Here is a 17854-nt window from a genome sequence, read left to right on the forward strand (position 1 = left end):
TCATGTTGGAAAATGAACTTGTTGGTCCAAATCGCAAAGATCAGCATGTAGCCCTGGCCAATCAGCAATTTACAATGGCATCAGCAAGCGATATGGAACAGACACGCTTTGTCCATCATTCATTACCAGAGATGAAAGTGGCCGATGTTTGTTTAAAAACTTCTGTAGCAGGTCTAGAGTTTGCCATGCCCTTTTTTGTCAATGCGATGACAGGCGGGAGTGAAAAAACAGGGAAAATCAATCAACTATTAGGGATTCTAGGTCATGAAACAAAGGTTCCTTTGGCGACGGGGTCGGTGAGTGTTGCCTTAACAGATCCGAGTGTGGCGGATACTTTTTCCATTATGCGTAAAGAAAACCCTCATGGGATTATCTTTGCAAACCTAGGAGCTCATCACGGTGTGGAAAATGCGAAGCGGGCTGTAGATTTACTAGAAGCAGACGGTCTACAAATCCACTTGAATGCCCCTCAAGAAATCGTTATGCCTGAGGGAGACCGTGACTTTTCAATGTGGCTGAAGAATATAGAGCAGATTGTTACTGTGCTTGAGGTACCAGTCATTGTGAAAGAAGTCGGCTTTGGAATGAGCCATGAAACGGTGGCTCAATTAGCCTCTATTGGTGTTAAAACGGTTGATATTTCTGGAGTAGGCGGCACGGACTTTGCGAAAATTGAGAATGCTCGTTGGACAAGAAGCCGCTATGACTATCTCCATGGTTGGGGGCAATCGACTATGATTTCCATGGTAGAAGCCATGAGTTTACCTGCAACTAGTCGTCCGCAAATCATTGCTTCAGGCGGTGTGAAGAATCCCTTAGATATCGTCAAATTACTGGCAGTAGGGGCTGAAGCAGTAGGCTTGTCCAACCGCTTTTTGCAGCTAGTCAAGGAGAAAGATTCCGTTGAACAGGTTGTTGAAGAAGTGCAGGTATTTTGCGAAAGCCTTGCTTCGATTATGACCTTGCTAGGCGCTCGAAAGGTAGCTGATCTACGTCAAACGGATCTTGTCCTAGCGCCAGCAGTTCAAGCCTGGTGTTCGGCTCGGGGGATTGATTGGACGCATTATGCCAACCGTTCGTCCAAAAGCATTGAAAAGTAACTTCGTAAGTTTTTTGAAAAACGATGAAAATTTCAAGCATAGGTCTTGATTTTTTCTTTTGCTTGGATTATAATTGATTGGTCAATAATTGACAAGTCAATCATAAAAGGAAATGTCATGCTAGCAATAAACGACCTACTATTCCAACTCCACGTAACGGATCAGGCGATTACCCAGTTGTTTGAAAAGCGTTTGGGAATCAGTCTGACACGATATGAACTCTTACAGTTTTTATTGGCATCAGCTCCTTGTAGCCAGATTCGACTACAGGAAGTGTTGAAAATTAATCAGGCTGCACTGACTCGCCATTTTAAGGTGTTGGAGGAAAATGGCTATGTGACTAGAACCCGCAATCCGCAAAATCAAAGGGAGATTCTGGTGGATGTGACAGAGTTTGCAAAAAAACAGCTCGTCACGTCTCCGCCGCGCCATCATTTGGCTGCAAAAGCGCAGATGGAGCAGATTTTGACGGATGAGGAAATGCATACGCTTCAAACCCTGTTGGTTAAGCTAGTAACAGGCTTAGAAACAATTACGATTGACAAAGATTAGAAAGAAGGAAACGATGTCACTCATTACTACAATTTTAGCAACCATTGTTGCTCTCGAACACCTCTACATTTTTTATCTTGAAACGATTGCAACGACCTCAGCCAAGACCAGTCAGACTTTTCAGATGGCTCAAGACGAGTTGGCGCGCCCATCCGTTACAGTTCTCTTTAAAAACCAAGGGATTTACAATGGATTATTAGCAGTCTTTCTTCTCTATGGGATTTTCATTTCTCATAACTTGGAAATTGTGACGCTTTTCGTCTTGTATGTGATTGGTGCAGCGGTTTATGGCGCAGCAACCTCTAACAAATCGATTCTCTTGAAACAAGGTGGACCAGCGATTTTAGCGCTCTTGAGTATCTTATTATTGAAATAAACGGAGGTCGTTCTTCGTTTCAGATTGAAGAAAAGGTTCTGTTGTGATCCTTTTCTTAGGTGGTGCGGACGATAGCGACGTCCTGCGACATTCCATACCTATGGTAAATAGAATAAAGGTTAGGACATCGTGAAGTCGTTTTGATGAAGGCTAGTTCTAGCTATAGATCCTTGCCTTGTCTTAATCCTTTCTCCTCAATCCACTATAAAAATCCCAGTCGTGTGGCTGGGATTTTTGCTATGCTAGGATACTGGTAACCAAGCAAGGCTAAAGTTGAGTTGAGTGCTGGCAAGGAGCTCGCGGTGAGAAAAACTGGTTGCGGGCTTTCCATCAAGGTCAATGGTTTTGACAAAGTTGAAATGAGGGTGGTTATCATGGCTTGTAATCGTGAACCACTTGTCATTTGTGGGGAGATAAATCTTGAGCTTTGGAAAGAGGGGGACGCCGCAGACATATTCGTCCTTACCGGGGCAGAGTGGATAAAAGCCTAGGCAGCTAAAAAGGTACCAGGCAGACATACTGCCATTGTCTTCGTCACCCGGATAGGCCTCAAAGCCCGGTTGGAAACTTTCTTGGCGAATACTTTTGATCAGGAGGCTAGTGTATTCTGGGCGCAGGCTCTTTTGGAAGAGGTAGGGGATGTGGAAACTCGGTTGGTTGGAAATGGCTAGCTGGCCGAAGTTTTGGGTCGCCATCTCACTCATCTCGTGGATTTCGTAGCCATAACCTGTGACCTCAAAGAGGGGTTTGCTATTGCAGATGTGAAGGAGACAGTCGGTGAAGGCTTGCCCTCCTCCCATAGCTTGCCTCAGCCCATCTATATCATGGAGAATCCCCAAAGTTGCTTGGATACTGGAACATTCGGCATAATCCTGCCCCCAGCTATAGGGTGAAAAGTTTGGACGCCAGTTGCCTTGCTCATCTTTAGCTCGGAGATAGCCCGTCTCAAGGTCAAAGAGATGTAGGTAGTTTTTGGACTGTTGCTGGTATGCTTCAGCAATGGAATCGTATCCGAGTTTTTTGGCGACAGTCGCAATGCAAAAGTCGCTGTAGGTGTAGTCAATGGTATGGCTGACACTTTCATGAAATTGGGTATAGGGGAGGGAGCCAAGTTCTTTGTAGGTATGGGCTCCATGACGTCCAAAGATATTTTTCGGATCGATCTTTTCAGCCTTATCAAGCATAGCCTGAAAGAGTTGTTCGTGAAGCTCTGGAGCAATCTCTTTGGTGCAGGCATCGGCTATAACCCCATCAATTAGGGTACCGGGCATCATCCCTCGTTCGTCAGGCGCCAGCCATTTTGGCAGGTAGCCAGTTTCCTGATAGAAATGCAAAAATCCTTCTAAAAAAGCAGTGTATTGCTCGGGTGCTACGAGGGCAAAGAGAGGAAAGGAGGTGCGGAACGTATCCCAAAAACCATTGTTGGTAAAGAATTTCCCAGGTCGGACTTGGTTAGAAGCAAGGTCAAGGTGAATTTCCTGTCCTTGAGGGTCTAGTTCATAGAAGGTCTGAGGGAAGAGGAAAGTTCGATAGAGGGCATGGTGAAACATGCGGGTATCGTAGCCTCCGTCATCGACAATATCAAAGCGATGGAGGTAACGGAGCCAGCGTTTCTTGGCTTGGGTTTTACAGTCCTTAAAAGGATGGTCTGGTGTGTTGAATAAGGCCTGCTCGTGGGAAATGTAGGATGTTCCAATCTGTACTTCTGCCTGTGGTGCGGCCAGTTCAATGAGGGTGTCTTGCTCCAGTTGGCTCACAGCTGTAATCGCTGTGTCAAAGCGCAGATGAACGTAGAGTGTAATGGGTTTGTGGGTGGTTTCAGTGACATCCTTTACGCAACCTCGTAGGGAGTGGCTGTCGATTTGTTCAAATGTACATCCTTTTTCGCTGTGGAGAAAAAGGGCCAAGTCTTGTTGCCGGAGACTTTGGAGTTTTAGGCAGGCACCATAGGTCGTAGGTGTCAGCTCGGTCGTGATTTGGTAGCGCTCAGAGTGAATGGCTAGGTGGTGCGGATGGAAGGAGGCCTCTTTTGGTCGGTAACTGCTCTGGCGGTGAAAGAGGCTGGCTTGTGTAATCTTTCCTGTAACAGGGGTCAATAGTAGCCAAGCGTAATCACCAATCCATGGACTTGCTTGGTGGGTCAGCCGTATCCCTTGAAAAATCGGAATGGTCGGATTGAAAAACCAAGCTCCCTGACTATCCGTCGTCTGGGGGACAAAGTAATTCATGCCAAATGGTAGGCCTGTGTAGGGCAGAGTGTTGCCGTTTGAGTAGGCGTGGCAGTTGTCAGAGCCGTAGCGAGTATCGATGTGTTCGAGGATGGTTTTCATGTCATTTCTCTCCGTGAAAGTGTTTTCCAACATGATTATATCATGATTTGTCTTCATAGGGACAAGTGGAAAAGATATTATCGAAAGGACTATAGTTTGTGTAGGATTTTTATCGTGCTTTGTTTTATACTAGAAATTGAGAAATAGTCTAAGTAAAGGAGACAATATGTATTCAAAAGAACTAGTCAATCAATGGTTGCAAGCGATTGCAGAGCGCGCAAAAGACCATCCAGAGTGGGTGCAGGTCTTTGAGCGTTGTTATACGGATACGCTGGACAATACGGTGAAACAGTTAGACGATCATACAGCCTTTGTCTTGACGGGAGATATTCCTGCCATGTGGTTGCGCGATTCGACTGCTCAGATTAAGCCTTATTTGTTTTTGGCTAAGACCGATGACCGCCTGCGTACGACCATTTTAGGGGTATTGAGACGCCAGCTTCGCTTTATTTTGCACGATCCGTATGCCAACGCCTTTAATATGGAAGAAAATTGGAAAGGACACCACGAGACGGACCAGACGGATTTGACCGGCTGGATCTGGGAGCGGAAATATGAAGTGGATTCGCTCTGCTATCCGTTACAGTTGGCCTATCTCTTGTGGAAGGTGACGGGTGAAACCAGTCACTTTGATGAGGAGTTCGTCGCAGCTACGAAAGAAATTATCCAGCTTTGGAAATTGGAACAAGACCATAGCCGTTCCCCGTATTCGTTTGTCCGAGAAGGAGACCGTCAGGAAGATACCTTGGTGAATAACGGGGCTGGACCAGCCTTTGGTGTTACGGGAATGACCTGGTCTGGTTTTCGGCCGAGCGATGACGCCTGTGAGTATAGCTACCTTGTTCCGTCCAATATGTTTGCGACGGTTGTCTTGGGCTATGTCGTAGAAATCTTTGAAGAGTTGCAGCTGCCTAATAGCGATGAACTTGTACCGCAGGCAAGAGAATTGCAGGCAGAAATCAAAGAGGGAATCGAAACCTACGGACGAACTAAAAATCAGGCGGGTGAAACCATTTATGCCTTTGAAGTGGATGGTTTGGGCAATGCTAGCATTATGGACGATCCAAATGTGCCGAGCCTCCTTGCGGCTCCTTACCTAGGCTATTGTGAGCTGGACGATGAGGTCTATCAAGCGACACGTCGGACGATTTTAAGCACGGAAAATCCTTATTATTACGAGGGAGAATATGCCAAAGGCTTGGGAAGTTCGCATACATTTTACCGCTATATCTGGCCGATTGCACTCTGTATTGAGGGCTTGACTACCAAGGATCAGGCAGAAAAAGAGCGGATTTTGGATCTGTTGGTGGCTTGTGACGGTGGAACAGGTGTCATGCACGAAAGTTTCCATGTGGATGATCCGACCAAGTTCTCCCGCGAATGGTTCTCATGGGCTAATATGATGTTTTGTGAACTAGTGCTTGATTATTATGGAATGAGAGTGGAGGTGTAGAGTGGAAAACATTGTTGTTCATATTATTTCCCATAGTCACTGGGACCGCGAATGGTACCAGTCCTTTGAGGGGCATCGAATGCAGCTGGTTGAGCTGTTTGATGATTTGTTTGACCTATTTGAACATGACCCAGAATTTAAGAGCTTCCATCTGGATGGTCAGACCATTGTGCTCGATGATTATTTGGCCATTCGTCCAGAAAATCGAGCGAAGGTACAGACTTATATTGACCAAGGCAAGTTAAAGATTGGGCCTTTCTATATCCTGCAAGATGATTACCTCATCAGTAGCGAGTCCAATGTTCGCAATAGTCTCATCGGTCATCAAGAATGTCAAAAATGGGGCAAATCAACTGCGATTGGTTATTTTCCAGATACCTTTGGTAATATGGGGCAAGCGCCCCAATTGCTCAAGCAAACAGGGCTAGATGTGGCAGCCTTTGGCCGTGGCGTGAAGCCGATTGGCTTTGACAATCAGGTGCTAGCAGACCAGCAATTCATCTCTCAATTTTCTGAAATGGTGTGGCAAGGGGCAGATGGCAGTGAGGTCTTAGGCATCCTTTTTGCGAACTGGTACAGCAATGGAAATGAGATTCCAGTTGATAAGGAGAAAGCAAAGGTCTTTTGGGAACAAAAATTAGCAGATGTAGAGCGCTATGCAGCGACCAATCAATGGCTCATGATGAACGGCTGTGATCATCAGCCTGTGCAAAAAAACCTAAGTGAGGCTATTCGAGTCGCCAATGAATTGTTCCCAGAAATCACCTTTGTTCACAGCAATTTTGATGATTACGTGGCCGCCGTCAAGGAACATCTTCCTGCCAACCTGTCGCAGGTGACAGGTGAGCTGACCAGTCAGGAGACGGATGGCTGGTATACCTTGGCCAATACAGCTTCTGCACGGATTTACCTGAAGCAGGCCTATGTGGAGACCAGCAATCTCTTAGAGCAGGTGGTGGAGCCTCTGCTCGTCTTGACCAAGGGCGACCACTACCAAGACCAATTGACCTACGCTTGGAAAACCTTGCTGCAAAATGCTCCGCATGATAGCATCTGCGGCTGTAGTGTAGATGAGGTTCACCGCGAAATGGAAGTGCGGTTTGAAAAAGCCAAGTCGGTGGCAGCATTTGTCAAGACCAATGCCCTGAGCGCTTGGAAAGACCAACTAGATACCGAACAAGCAAGTGGGGAATACCTCTTTACCGTGGTGAATACTGGCTTGCATCGTAAACGAGATCAGGCGAGTGTTGTGTTAGAAGTTGCCACATGTGATTTCAAAGAAGCAGCTCCAACGACGGCTTTTCAGCGGATGTCAGACTTGGTGCTCCCCACCTTCTGTGTGCAGGATTTGGCTGGACAGCCTATTCCTGCCATCATTGAAGATTTAGGGGCGCATTTCAACTACCAGTTACCAAAAGATGCCTTTCGTAAAGCCTATATCGCGCGTCAAATCAAAGTGACCATACCTGTTGACCTAGAGGCTGTTTCTTGGCAGACCTTCCAGTTGGTTGAAGGCGAGCAAGCTCACGAAACAGGGCTCTATCAAGATGGACAGATTGAGACAGAGTATCTCAAACTGTGTGTGGAAGAGTCTAGCTTGACGCTCTATGATAAGCGGACAGGACAGGTCTATGAAGATTTCATCCAGTTTGAAGACCGCGGTGATATTGGCAATGAATACCTCTATTTCCAACCGCTCAACACTCAGCCAATCTATGCCGAATTGGTTCATGTAGCAGTAATGGAAAATACTAGCCAGACTGCTCGCTTACGTTTGACCCATGCCTTGACGGTTCCAGTGAGTGCAGATGAGCAGTTAGAACGGGAACAAGAGGGATTGGTCGAATACATGAAACGGACCGCTGGTCGTTCGCAGGAAATGACAAGGATAGAGCTTACAACAGATGTATGTGTCCTTGCCTTCGACCCTCAGATTCGCTTTAAAACACGCTTTACCAATACTGCAAAAGACCACCGTATTCGCGTGCTCTTCCAGACGCATCATGCGGGTCAAAGCCATGAGGCGGAGAGTATTTTTGAAGTGGTGGAGCGCTTCAATCAGCCGTCAGCAACTTGGGAAAATCCAGAAAATACCCAACGCCAACAAGCCTTTGTCAGTCTGACAGACGATGAAAAAGGAATGACGGTTGCAAATAAAGGACTCTATGAGTATGAAGTGTTAGACGACAAGACCCTTGCCTTGACTATTTTACGATCGGTAGGGGAATTGGGCGATTGGGGCTATTTCCCAACACCAGATGCTCAATGTCTAAGAACGTTTGAAGTAGAATATGCGCTGGAATGCCACCGTCCAGAAGAGCGCTTTGCGGCGTTCAGACGAGCTAAAGCCTTCCAGACACCTTTGACCACTCTTCAAGTTCCTGTCCAAACAGGAATAGTTCCAGCGACTGGTCGTGCTTTGGAGCATAAAGCCTTGCAGGAAGAACGGATTTGCCCGACTGCCTTGAAACAGCAAACAGCTAGTCAGCAGGCCCTTCTACGCTATTATAATATGAGCCAAGAGCCTGTCTCATTGGGACACGAAGCTCAGTATCTGAATCTCTTGGAAGAGCCTTGTCAGGTAGAAACAGACTTTGTGAACCCACAAGAAATTCGCACGGAATTGCTATAGTCAAATGAATGAACTTTCAGACAAGGAACGGAAGACGTGGGCAGTATAGTGAATTAATACTCTTTGAAAATCAACTTCAAACGTCGTCAGCACAGCCTTGTTCCAGATGTGATTAGCATTGGTGGTAGTATCAGTCAAAATGGAGAATGTATCGCTGGAGTACAGAAAAAAGGTTGAAGAAATCGTCAATCAGTATCCTGACTATGGCCTTGTGCCAAAGATTGTCGCTTGCCATTATCAGGAAGATGCAATGTATATGAAGGCTTGGTGAATTGGCTTCAGGAGGAACAACAATGGTAGTTATAACAGGGTTATCAGACCAGCAACAGCAGGCAGTTGAGCAAATACAAAAACGGTTGAATTTAAGGAATTGTCAGATCGAAATCTCGCATTGTAGAGAGCATTCTATCGTCCTTGAAGGCGAAAAAGGCCAGTATCGTCTCGGTTATGACCAGCCTTTTCGGCTCTACCGAGGGCTCAGTCTCTTAACAGCAGCCTTGGAAGAGGGAGATGAAGTTTCTCTTACAGAAGATGCAGCCTATGAGCGCTTGGCTTATATGGCTGATTGCTCGCGCAATGCGGTGCTAACAGTTGATGCCTGTAAGGAGATGATTGAACTCTTAGCCTTAATGGGGTATTCCACCTTTGAACTTTACATGGAAGATACCTATGAAATTGAGGGGCAACCCTACTTTGGCTACTTCAGAGGACGGTATACGGTTGAGGAATTAAAAGAGATTGAAGCTTATGCCAATCTCTTTGATATGGAATTTGTCCCTTGTATCCAAACTCTTGCCCATTTGAGTGCTTTTGTCAAATGGCAGGTCAAAGAAGTTCAGGAACTACGGGATGTAGATGATATTTTGCTAGCTGGTGAAGATAAGGTTTACCAACTGATTGAGCAGATGTTCACGAGCTTGTCTGCTCTCAAAACACGTAGAATAAATATCGGCATGGATGAAGCCTATCTAGTCGGGCTTGGTCACTATTATGATAAACATGGTGCACGAGAGCGCAGTCTTATCATGTGCGAGCATTTGGATTGGGTTTTGAGCATAGCGGAGAAATACGGTTTTACCTGCCAAATGTGGAGTGACATGTTTTTCAAATTGATGTCTGCAACAGCCAATTATGAGGGTGAATTACAGATTCAACCTGAAACGCAGACCTACCTCGAACGCTTAAAAGATCGTGTAACCTTGGTTTACTGGGATTATTACCAAGATGCCAGCGGGAAATACGAGCGTAATTTTGAACGACATTTAAGTATCAGCTCTGACCTTGCCTTTGCAGGTGGAGCCTGGAAATGGATTGGTTTTACACCGCATAATCATTTCAGTCAGTTGATTGCCAAGGAAGCACATCAGGCCTGTCAGCGGTATCAGGTCAAGGAAGTGATTGTGACTGGATGGGGAGATAATGGGGGCGAAACCGCCCAATTTTCCATCCTTCCTGCCTTGCAAATCTGGGCAGAGTTAGCCTATCGGAATGATTTGGAGAAGGTTTCCAATCATTTTGTGGTGAATACGGGCGTGACCTTTGAAGACTTCATGCAGATTGATCTGGCAAATTTGTTACCGCATATCCCTGAGCATCTCAGTGGAATCAATCCAAACCGATATGTTTTCTACCAAGATATTCTCTGTCCCTTATTGGATCAGCATATTTTGGCAGAGGATGCGGAACACTTTCTCCAGTCGGCCAGTCAGCTAGCAACGATCGCAAAGACAGCAGGAAATTTTGCTTATCTCTTTGAAACCCAAGCGTTGCTCAACCGCATACTCGCTGTCAAGACTTGTCTGCCAAAGGACATCAGAAAGGCCTATGAAAAAGGAGATACGGCCAGTTTGCTCGCCTATGCTGAAAAAGATTTGGTTCAGCTCGAAGCAGCCTTGGTCGAATTTATCGACTGTTTCAGTCACCAATGGTTGCGGGAGAACAAGGTCTTTGGTCTTGATACGGTGGATATTCGCATGGGTGGCTTGCTCCAGCGCATCCGCCGTGCCAAGGAACGCTTGACCCTCTATGCCAAGGGTGAACTCGCTAGCCTACCGGAATTAGAAGAAGCGCTGTTGCCATTTACGGACCTCTATGAGGGCAAAAGTCCAATCGCTACCGCCGCCAATCAATGGCACCTCATCGCCACCGCGTCAACCATTTATACGACCTAAAAAAGAGACCTGCGGGTCTCTTTTTGTCTATAGCTCACTGGAAGTCAGTTGGAAAAATGAACTTCTTGGTGAAGTAATGATCTAGTTCTGGATGTGATGTGTGGGAAATCATAATAATAGTTAGCTCGGGTTGTTGAAGTAGTTCACGCTCAATAGCGATTGCTGTCTCTTTGTCAACTGCCGATGTGCCTTCGTCAATTAAGATGATTTTTTGCCCACGCAGTAAGCCACGAGCGAGTGCGATTCGTTGCCGTTTCCCACCTGATAAGGATCGTCCACGATCGCCAACTTCGCGATTGAGGAAGGTTTCAAATACTTCAAAATGGGCCAATCCTGCTTGAAGGCAGGCAGCTTTGAGCTGCTTTTCTGAGAAGTTCTGGCCTAGACAGAGATTTTCACGAATGGTTGTTGAGAGCAAATAGGCTTCTTGGGGGAGGAAAAGGATATGCTGAGCGAGATAGTGGGGCGGCAGGTTTCGTATTTCTTGTCCGTGGAAGGTTATACTTCCAGTATAGTCTCGGAGGAAGCCCATTAGAATCTTTAACAAGGTAGATTTGCCACTGCCACTTTCACCAGTAATGAGGTATTTACCTTTTCTTTCCAAGTGTAGTTGTATCTCTTGGAAGATAGGATGTTGACCGTAGGTATAGCTTAAGTGACTGGCTGATAAGATAGGGACATTTGCGTTTGTACTTGTCACGGTATATGTGCTAGAAGTGGAAGGGTGCTTGGGAATTGTTGCTTGAAATTTTTGGAAAATTGGTTGACAGCCCTGAACGAAGGCTAATTGGCTACTCAATTCACCAAGAGTTGTAAAGATAATACCTGTTAGAGCTCCGGTTGCTTCAATGGTACCGATTGAGACAAAGCCCTCAATAGCGAGGTAGCCTGTAAAAACAGTCAGGGTAATTTGAAAGAAAATATTTCCTGTAAAACCAAGTGCACCAACGGCTGCTTCAATGCGGGTCTGTTTGAGAATGACTTGCTTGAGGAGGAGGGAAGAGTGGACAATACGCTTAGGAATTTCTTTTAGTAATGAAAGGGAGTAAAAGACATCAAATCCATTTAAAATAGTCTCGCTTTCCTTTAGAAATTGCTCCTGTTGTCGGCTGGTTTTTAAACTCACTTCCTGCATCTTCCTACCAAATAATTTGGGAATCGCGAGCATACAGACTACTGAAATAAAGGTCACAAGCACCAGAGACCAATGGTAGCGAAACAGCATGAACACTGCAAGAACAGTTCCGGAGACTCCTTTAATAATCAGAAAGAGTTGTTCAAAACCTTGTTTATTGATACTTTGAATATCATTGTTGAGCTAGGAAAGATACGTATTGACAGAATGTTGATGATAGGTTTGGTAGTCTGTCTCAGCTATCTGCTGACTGATTTCTCTAAATAGTATCTAGTTCTTGGATGAGTCTCATCTGAAAGAGCTTAGTCCCCCAGTCAAACAAGATAAGCCCACACCAGACCAACATTAAGTAGATTTCTTGAAAGAGAAATGCCCTCCAACGCAAGGCAATCAGTTGATTCAAGGCTTCGGCGTTGATGGTCGCTGCATAGACATGACAGAGTTGTCCGGCGATAATCAGCAGGCTGACACCGATGAGTTTTGATTTTCGCTGTCTAAGAATTGCAAACATATTATACCTCCTATTGCTTTGATTATACCAATTTCTACTGCATAAGCTAGTCACAAACTATAGAAAAATACCTCATATTCTTAGGTGTTACAAGGACCTCTATTTCATTTTGATAGGATTTTAGAAATTTGTAGACTTTTTTATAAATAGTAGTTGATACTATTGTGGAAAAGGAAGTACACTAATAATGTAAACGGTAACAAAGGAGGGTGGATGAAAAAAATTAGGAAGAGTGCTGAAAGAAAACGGGATATTTCTATTGATGGTGTTGCCGGGAGTTGTTTGGTTAATACTGTTTTTCTATATACCAGTTGCTGGAAATATTGTTGCTGTTAAAAATTACCGGTTAAGTTGCGAAGGACTTATTCACAGCTTACAGACAAGTGAATGGATTGGACTGGATAATTTTAAATTCTTATTTCCTTCAAATGACGCTTACATTATTACGCGAAATACCATTCTTTATAATGGAGGATTCATTTGAATGACAATGTGGTCAATGTCCTTGAGTTAATTAGTACTCATTATCGACAAGACATTTCTCTTAAACATATCAGTGCCCAACTCTTCATCAATCCGGTTTATCTCGGTCAGTTGATTAAGAAAGAGACCCATTCAACGTTTGCAGAACTCCTGAACAAACAACGGATTAAGGCTGCCAGCCCCTACTTGCAACCAATAATAGCATTGAAGACATTAGCTATGCTGTGGGTTATAGCAATGTAGGATATTTCTACAAAGTAGTTCGCAAATGATGTGGCAAATTCCCCAAGGCGTATCGTCAACAGATGTAAAGACAATTTTATCTATCTCCTTTAACATCCTAGTCCTATGGCTGGGATGTTTGTGTATGTCAGCTATAGTATAGCTTTTATAGTTGATAAATAGTCTAATATGATATTTATAGCACCAATCCTATTTTTTTGCATTTTTATAGTAGTCTATTGGAAAATAGTGTATAATGCATAGTAGATAGGCGTATACACAAGAGATAGTAGCTCAATGCATGGAGGCTAAAGTATGAAAAAGAAAGCACTTATTTTACTGTTCATTTTAGGAGGAATCATTATGGCATTCAGTATCAATGGTCAAATGCAAAAAGCAGCGGAAGAAAAACGGAATCGGGAATACGAAGTTAGTTTGGTTAAGGCGTTGAAGAATAGTTATCGGGATATTGAGGAGATAGAGCTAAGTAGCCCAGATTACTCAGTTCCCCCAGGAGATTGGAGTTGCTTTGTCAAATTATCTTTTTCAGATGGAGAGGTAGTTGAATATAGAATGGGGCATAGTTTGTATTTAAAAATAAATAAGTCAGGAGTTGTGACTACAGCAGAGTCAGAAATATTATCTGAACATGAAGGAAGTACCCAGAGTAAAGTAAAAGTGTTGTTTTCTGATGGGAGGGAGAGTGTTGAGTAATGTCATTTCAGTATACAGATGAGCAGTTAAATTTTTTGAATAGAGGATATAATGTATACAGCGTCAATCAAGATTTTGTTGATCGAAAAATAAAAGAAGGGGAAAAGTATCAATATATCGTTGATAAACCAGATGATAAATTACTACCTAATGAAGAAAATAAGATTAAAACTCCAGACGGACAACAATTCAAAGTCGTTAAGACTTGCTCCGACCCTAGGACTGGTTTTGACGGTATGGCAGTCGCGCCTATTGTGGACGGGGAGCCTGATTATAGTAGTGTGGCGGTTGTTGCAGCAGCTACTGATATTATGACAATTGATGCAGTAACTGCTGTATTTGGCGATATAGATCTCAATAGAAATAATGGGTATTACCTATCCCCACAGTATCAAGTGGCGGATGCCTTCGTCCAAGAGGTGCTAGACGATGAACGCGTCAAACAAGTGACACAATTATCGGGCTACTCCCAGTCTGCCTATGTGCTAAAAGTAGGGGCCAAGTACGGTATTCCAACCACCACTTTTAATGCATGGTTTCATTATGGGTCCTTAAGCAAGGAGGAGAAAGAATTTATAAAAAGTCATCCTGGTCTATTTATTGACTATCGAAAAACAGATGATAATGTTGTGGCACTCGGTCCAGGTAATGATCCGACTTGGAGTGGGTATGATGAAAGTTTAGGTACCATTTATTGGACGGCTGGAACGAGCCATGACATAACAGATTGGGTATTTGATGAAAAGACAGGACGGGTCGTAGATGCCAAGACAGGCAAAACGATTATGAGTGGTCCTGCCACTGTTTTTGCTCAGAGTGCCCGCCAAATGGAACAGTTCAACTCCTTAAAATCCAAATGGTAGAAAACAGGCGGAGGCTTGAGTTCAGAAGAAACCATCTTTCTGGATGCAGGTCAAGGTGCTATTTTAGGCTCTTCTATGGTAGAGGCAGCGAAGGCTGGGCTAGATGACATGACAAGTCTGAAGAAGCAGGCAGATAGTGAAGCGGAAGCTTTATGGTCTAGGGTTGATTTTTCCATGTACTCCCACCTATCTCCATGGGAAGTGCAAGATATTTTTGCTTCTCATGGTGTTACGTATGAAACTATTGTCAGCGATTTCCATGAGTATACACAGACGAAAGTTGAGGCAATGGAGAACTTGTCGACGACTTTTGACACCTTGAAGACAAAGCTTGATAGCGCTATTGAAGAAAAGCTAGCACTAGACAATCAACTAGCAGGAGAATTTAAGACATGGTATACGGGGCTTTCGAAGAAGTGTTGAGTATTATTCATCAAAAAGAGTGTGAACTCAGCGAAAAAGAAGAGGATTACTACCGTCATAAAAGGCGGCTTGAAGAGAGAATGCTGGACTTAGATGACCGTCGTCGTCGCCTATCTGCTATCTTAGAGCAAGAATAAAATATACCATGATTTATTACCATTCTAGAGTGTTTTTTCCACAAAAAATATTGTATAATAGTTGTAAAGAATCGGATGACAGTCAATATAAGAGAGTCCCGACTTCTCTTTTATATAGAAGCTCCACTTAACAGTGTAGTAGAGTTCAACAAGTGAAGGTAAGTTATCTAAAGGAGAGCTATGATTTATGTGAAGCAATGCGCACTTCAACACTTTCACTTTATGGAGGCATAGCATGAAAAAGAAAGTACTTATTTTACTGTTCATTTTAGGAGGAATCATTATGGCATTCAGTATCAATGGTCAAATGCAAAAAGCCGCGGAAGAAAAACGGAATCGGGAATACGAAGTTAGTTTGGTTAAGGCTTTGAAGAACAGTTATCGGGATATTCAGGAGATAGAGCTAAGTAGCCCCGATTACTCAGTGCCCCCAGGAAATTGGAGTTGTGTCGTTAAATTAACGTTTGCTCATGGTCGTGTCGTACAGGACAGGGTGAATCATAGTTTGTCTGTTAAGAGAAATCGCTCGGTTGATATAGGTATAGATGATGCAGATATTATCTCATCGTATTATGGCATGACAGAGGATAAGGTGAAAATCATCTATTCAACTGGTGAGGAGGAAATACAGTAATGACGTTTAGCTACACAGATAGGCAATTGAGTGTATTGAATAACGGAAAGAATGTTTATAGTGTCAATCACTATTTTTTTATTATGTTTTTTATAGCAACTCCTTAGAAAATGGTGTATAATCATAGTAGATAGGCATATACACAAGAGATAGTAGCTCAATGTATGGAGGCTAGAAGATGAAAAAGAAAGTACTTATTTTACTATTCATTTTAGGAGGAATCATTATGGCATTCAGTATCAATGGTCAGGTGCAAAAATCAGCGGAAGAAAAACGGAATCGGGAATACGAAGTTAGTTTGGTGAAAGCCTTGAAGAACAGTTATCGGGATATTGAGGAGATACAGGTGCTTGATACAGTCTATTATAAAGAACCTGGAAATTGGGGATGTGTACTCCAGATTCTTTTTTCAGATGGTAGGACTGCAAAATATAATTTGGGGCATGGGCTAAATGATGAGATAAATAAATCTGCGGTAGCTCATCCGGATACTCTAGCCGTACTTAGTAAGCATTATGGTAGTACTGAAGGTAAGGTACAGGTGATATATTCGAATGGTGATCAAGGGGTTCAATAATGACATTTCAGTATACAGATGAACAGTTGAATATTTTAAACCAAGGACAAAATGTCTATAGTGTTAATAAAAACTATGTAAAAAGATATCACGATAGAGTTAACCCTCCACAGCTAGTGGTTGCTAAAGATACTCAAGACCTATTGCCGAATGAAACAAATACTATAAGTTTGAAGAGTGGTCAACAATTCAAAGTCGTTAAGACTTGCTCCGACCCTAGGACTGGTTTTGACGGAATGGCAGTCGCGCCTATTGTGGACGGGGAGCCTGACTATAGTAGTGTTGCGGTTGTTGCAGCAGCTACTGATATTATGACAATTGATGCAGTAACTGCTGTATTTAGCGATATAGATCCAAATAGAAATAATGGGTATTACCTATCCCCGCAGTATCAAGTGGCGGATGCCTTTGTCCAAGAGGTGCTAGACGATGAACGCGTCAAACAAGTGACACAATTATCAGGCTACTCCCAGTCTGCCTATGTGCTAAAAGTGGGGGACAAGTACGGTATTCCAACCACCACTTTTAATGCATGGTTTCACTATGGATCCTTGAGTGATGAAGAGAAAGAATTTATAAAAAGTCATCCTGGTCTATTTATTGATTATCGGAAAAAGATGGATTCAGTTGTATGGACAAATGATGGCAATAACCCTAAATTGGGTGGCTATGATGAGAGTTTAGGTACCATTTATTGGACGGCTGGAACGAGCCATGATATAGAGGATTGGAAGTTTGATAAAAAGACAGGACGGGTCGTAGATGCCAAGACAGGCAAGCCGATTATGAGTGGTCCTGCCACTGTTTTTGCTCAGAGTGCCCGCCAAATGGAACAGTTCAACTCCTTGAAATCCAAATGGCAGAAAACAGGCGGAGGCTTGAGTTCAGAGGAAACCATCTTTCTGGATGCAGGTCAAGGTGCTATTTTAGGCTCTTCTATGGCAGAGGCAGCGAAGCTTGGGCTAGATGACATGACAAGTCTGAAGAAGCAGGCAGATAGTGAAGCGGAAGCTCTGTGGTCTAGGGTTGATTTTTCCATGTACTCCCATCTGTCTCCATGGGAAGTGCAAGATATTTTTGCTTCTCATGGTGTTACGTATGAAACTATTGTCAGCAATTTCCATGAGTATACACAGACGAAAGTTGAGGCAATGGAGAACTTGTCGACCACTTTTGACACCTTGAAGACAAAGCTTGATAGCGCTATTGAAGAAAAGCTAGCACTAGACAATCAACTAGCAGGAGAATTTAAGACATGGTATACGGGGCTTTAGAGGAAGTGTTGAGTATTATTTACTCAAAAGAGCGTGAGCTCACCGAAAAAGAAGAGGATTACTATCGTCATAAAAGGCGGCTTGAAGAGAGAATGATGGACTTGGATGACCGTCGTCGTCGCCTATCTGCTATCTTAGAACAAGAACAGGATAAGATGAAGCAACTGTTGAACCACCACGATGCGAGTCAAGAGGAGGCAGGGAGTTTCTATGCGAAAGTTCAAGAGCTACAAGATGAGTCAGAATGGGCTTATAAGGATATTCTTC

18 protein-coding genes and 2 pseudogenes are annotated in these 17854 nt (G+C 43.7%); 17 read left to right on the forward strand and 3 right to left on the reverse strand.

The genetic code is table 11. The annotated features are described in order from the left end of the window. Positions 1-2 precede the first annotated feature (2 nt). The 3 genes from fni (at position 3) to E4T82_RS05820 (ending at position 2028) form a co-directional block, all read left to right on the forward strand. A complete protein-coding gene (gene fni / locus E4T82_RS05810; protein WP_135181924.1) occupies positions 3-1100 on the forward strand; it encodes a type 2 isopentenyl-diphosphate Delta-isomerase in 1098 nt (365 codons plus the stop codon). Between the two features lie 117 nt (positions 1101-1217). Next, positions 1218-1652, forward strand: a complete 435-nt coding sequence (locus E4T82_RS05815) for a MarR family winged helix-turn-helix transcriptional regulator (RefSeq protein ID WP_135181925.1) — start codon at positions 1218-1220, stop codon at positions 1650-1652. A gap of 13 nt (positions 1653-1665) precedes the next feature. Continuing rightward, positions 1666-2028: a DUF1304 domain-containing protein gene (locus tag E4T82_RS05820; RefSeq protein WP_135181926.1), complete on the forward strand. Its 363-nt coding sequence runs from the start codon at positions 1666-1668 to the stop codon at positions 2026-2028. A gap of 242 nt (positions 2029-2270) precedes the next feature. Here E4T82_RS05820 and E4T82_RS05825 read toward each other — a convergent pair whose 3' ends face one another. Beyond that, on the reverse strand, positions 2271-4358 hold the full coding sequence (locus E4T82_RS05825) for a GH92 family glycosyl hydrolase (RefSeq protein ID WP_135181927.1): 2088 nt from the start codon (positions 4356-4358) through the stop codon (positions 2271-2273). A gap of 166 nt (positions 4359-4524) precedes the next feature. Between E4T82_RS05825 and E4T82_RS05830 the strand changes: the two genes are divergently transcribed. From E4T82_RS05830 to E4T82_RS05840, 4 genes are all read left to right on the forward strand, one after another. Further along, positions 4525-5811, forward strand: a complete 1287-nt coding sequence (locus E4T82_RS05830; RefSeq protein WP_135181928.1) for a glycoside hydrolase family 125 protein — start codon at positions 4525-4527, stop codon at positions 5809-5811. A 1-nt stretch (position 5812) separates the two neighbouring features. Continuing rightward, complete coding sequence (locus tag E4T82_RS05835; protein WP_135181929.1) at positions 5813-8443, forward strand: alpha-mannosidase; 2631 nt, start codon at positions 5813-5815, stop codon at positions 8441-8443. 121 nt (positions 8444-8564) lie between these two features. After that, positions 8565-8714 (forward strand): hypothetical protein, encoded by a 150-nt coding sequence (locus E4T82_RS12485; RefSeq protein ID WP_167753577.1) that lies wholly within the window; start codon positions 8565-8567, stop codon positions 8712-8714. A gap of 22 nt (positions 8715-8736) precedes the next feature. After that, positions 8737-10614, forward strand: coding sequence for a beta-N-acetylhexosaminidase (locus E4T82_RS05840; RefSeq protein WP_135181930.1), 1878 nt, complete (start codon positions 8737-8739; stop codon positions 10612-10614). A gap of 34 nt (positions 10615-10648) precedes the next feature. Here E4T82_RS05840 and E4T82_RS12785 read toward each other — a convergent pair whose 3' ends face one another. Further along, positions 10649-11920, reverse strand: a complete 1272-nt coding sequence (locus E4T82_RS12785; protein ID WP_322783537.1) for an ABC transporter ATP-binding protein — start codon at positions 11918-11920, stop codon at positions 10649-10651. A gap of 88 nt (positions 11921-12008) precedes the next feature. Continuing rightward, positions 12009-12260, reverse strand: coding sequence for a hypothetical protein (locus E4T82_RS12790; protein WP_228065067.1), 252 nt, complete (start codon positions 12258-12260; stop codon positions 12009-12011). Positions 12261-12522: 262 nt separating this feature from the next. Between E4T82_RS12790 and E4T82_RS12795 the strand changes: the two are divergent. The 10 genes and pseudogenes from E4T82_RS12795 to E4T82_RS05885 form a co-directional block, all read left to right on the forward strand. Further along, positions 12523-12741, forward strand: a pseudogene (locus E4T82_RS12795) (sugar ABC transporter permease); the annotation flags it as partial. After that, positions 12741-13015: pseudogene (locus E4T82_RS05855) on the forward strand (helix-turn-helix domain-containing protein); the annotation flags it as partial. The pseudogenes E4T82_RS12795 and E4T82_RS05855, both read left to right, overlap by 1 nt. A 265-nt stretch (positions 13016-13280) precedes the next feature. Continuing rightward, a complete protein-coding gene (locus E4T82_RS05860; RefSeq protein ID WP_228065068.1) occupies positions 13281-13679 on the forward strand; it encodes a hypothetical protein in 399 nt (132 codons plus the stop codon). Then, on the forward strand, positions 13679-14542 hold the full coding sequence (locus E4T82_RS05865; RefSeq protein ID WP_228065069.1) for a hypothetical protein: 864 nt from the start codon (positions 13679-13681) through the stop codon (positions 14540-14542). The genes E4T82_RS05860 and E4T82_RS05865 overlap by 1 nt, the downstream gene beginning before the upstream one ends. 15 nt (positions 14543-14557) lie before the next feature. After that, the gene (locus E4T82_RS12800; protein WP_228065070.1) at positions 14558-14965 is read left to right on the forward strand and encodes a hypothetical protein; all 408 of its coding nucleotides are present in this window, start codon (positions 14558-14560) and stop codon (positions 14963-14965) included. Further along, the gene (locus E4T82_RS12490; RefSeq protein ID WP_167753578.1) at positions 14935-15102 is read left to right on the forward strand and encodes a hypothetical protein; all 168 of its coding nucleotides are present in this window, start codon (positions 14935-14937) and stop codon (positions 15100-15102) included. Before E4T82_RS12800 ends, E4T82_RS12490 begins: the two co-directional genes overlap by 31 nt. 235 nt (positions 15103-15337) lie before the next feature. After that, positions 15338-15736, forward strand: a complete 399-nt coding sequence (locus E4T82_RS05870; protein ID WP_135181931.1) for a hypothetical protein — start codon at positions 15338-15340, stop codon at positions 15734-15736. A gap of 178 nt (positions 15737-15914) precedes the next feature. Further along, positions 15915-16313 carry a hypothetical protein gene (locus E4T82_RS05875; RefSeq protein ID WP_135181932.1) on the forward strand — a complete coding sequence of 133 codons (399 nt, stop codon included), beginning with the start codon at positions 15915-15917 and terminating at the stop codon, positions 16311-16313. Then, a complete protein-coding gene (locus E4T82_RS05880) occupies positions 16313-17587 on the forward strand; it encodes a hypothetical protein (protein ID WP_135181933.1) in 1275 nt (424 codons plus the stop codon). The genes E4T82_RS05875 and E4T82_RS05880 overlap by 1 nt, the downstream gene beginning before the upstream one ends. Further along, positions 17569-17854, forward strand: a 286-nt coding sequence (locus E4T82_RS05885; RefSeq protein ID WP_135181934.1) for a hypothetical protein, incomplete at its 3' end; no start/stop codon positions are given. The genes E4T82_RS05880 and E4T82_RS05885, both read left to right, overlap by 19 nt.

This window comes from Streptococcus cuniculi (assembly GCF_004570575.1).
Classification (GTDB): domain Bacteria; phylum Bacillota; class Bacilli; order Lactobacillales; family Streptococcaceae; genus Streptococcus; species Streptococcus cuniculi_A.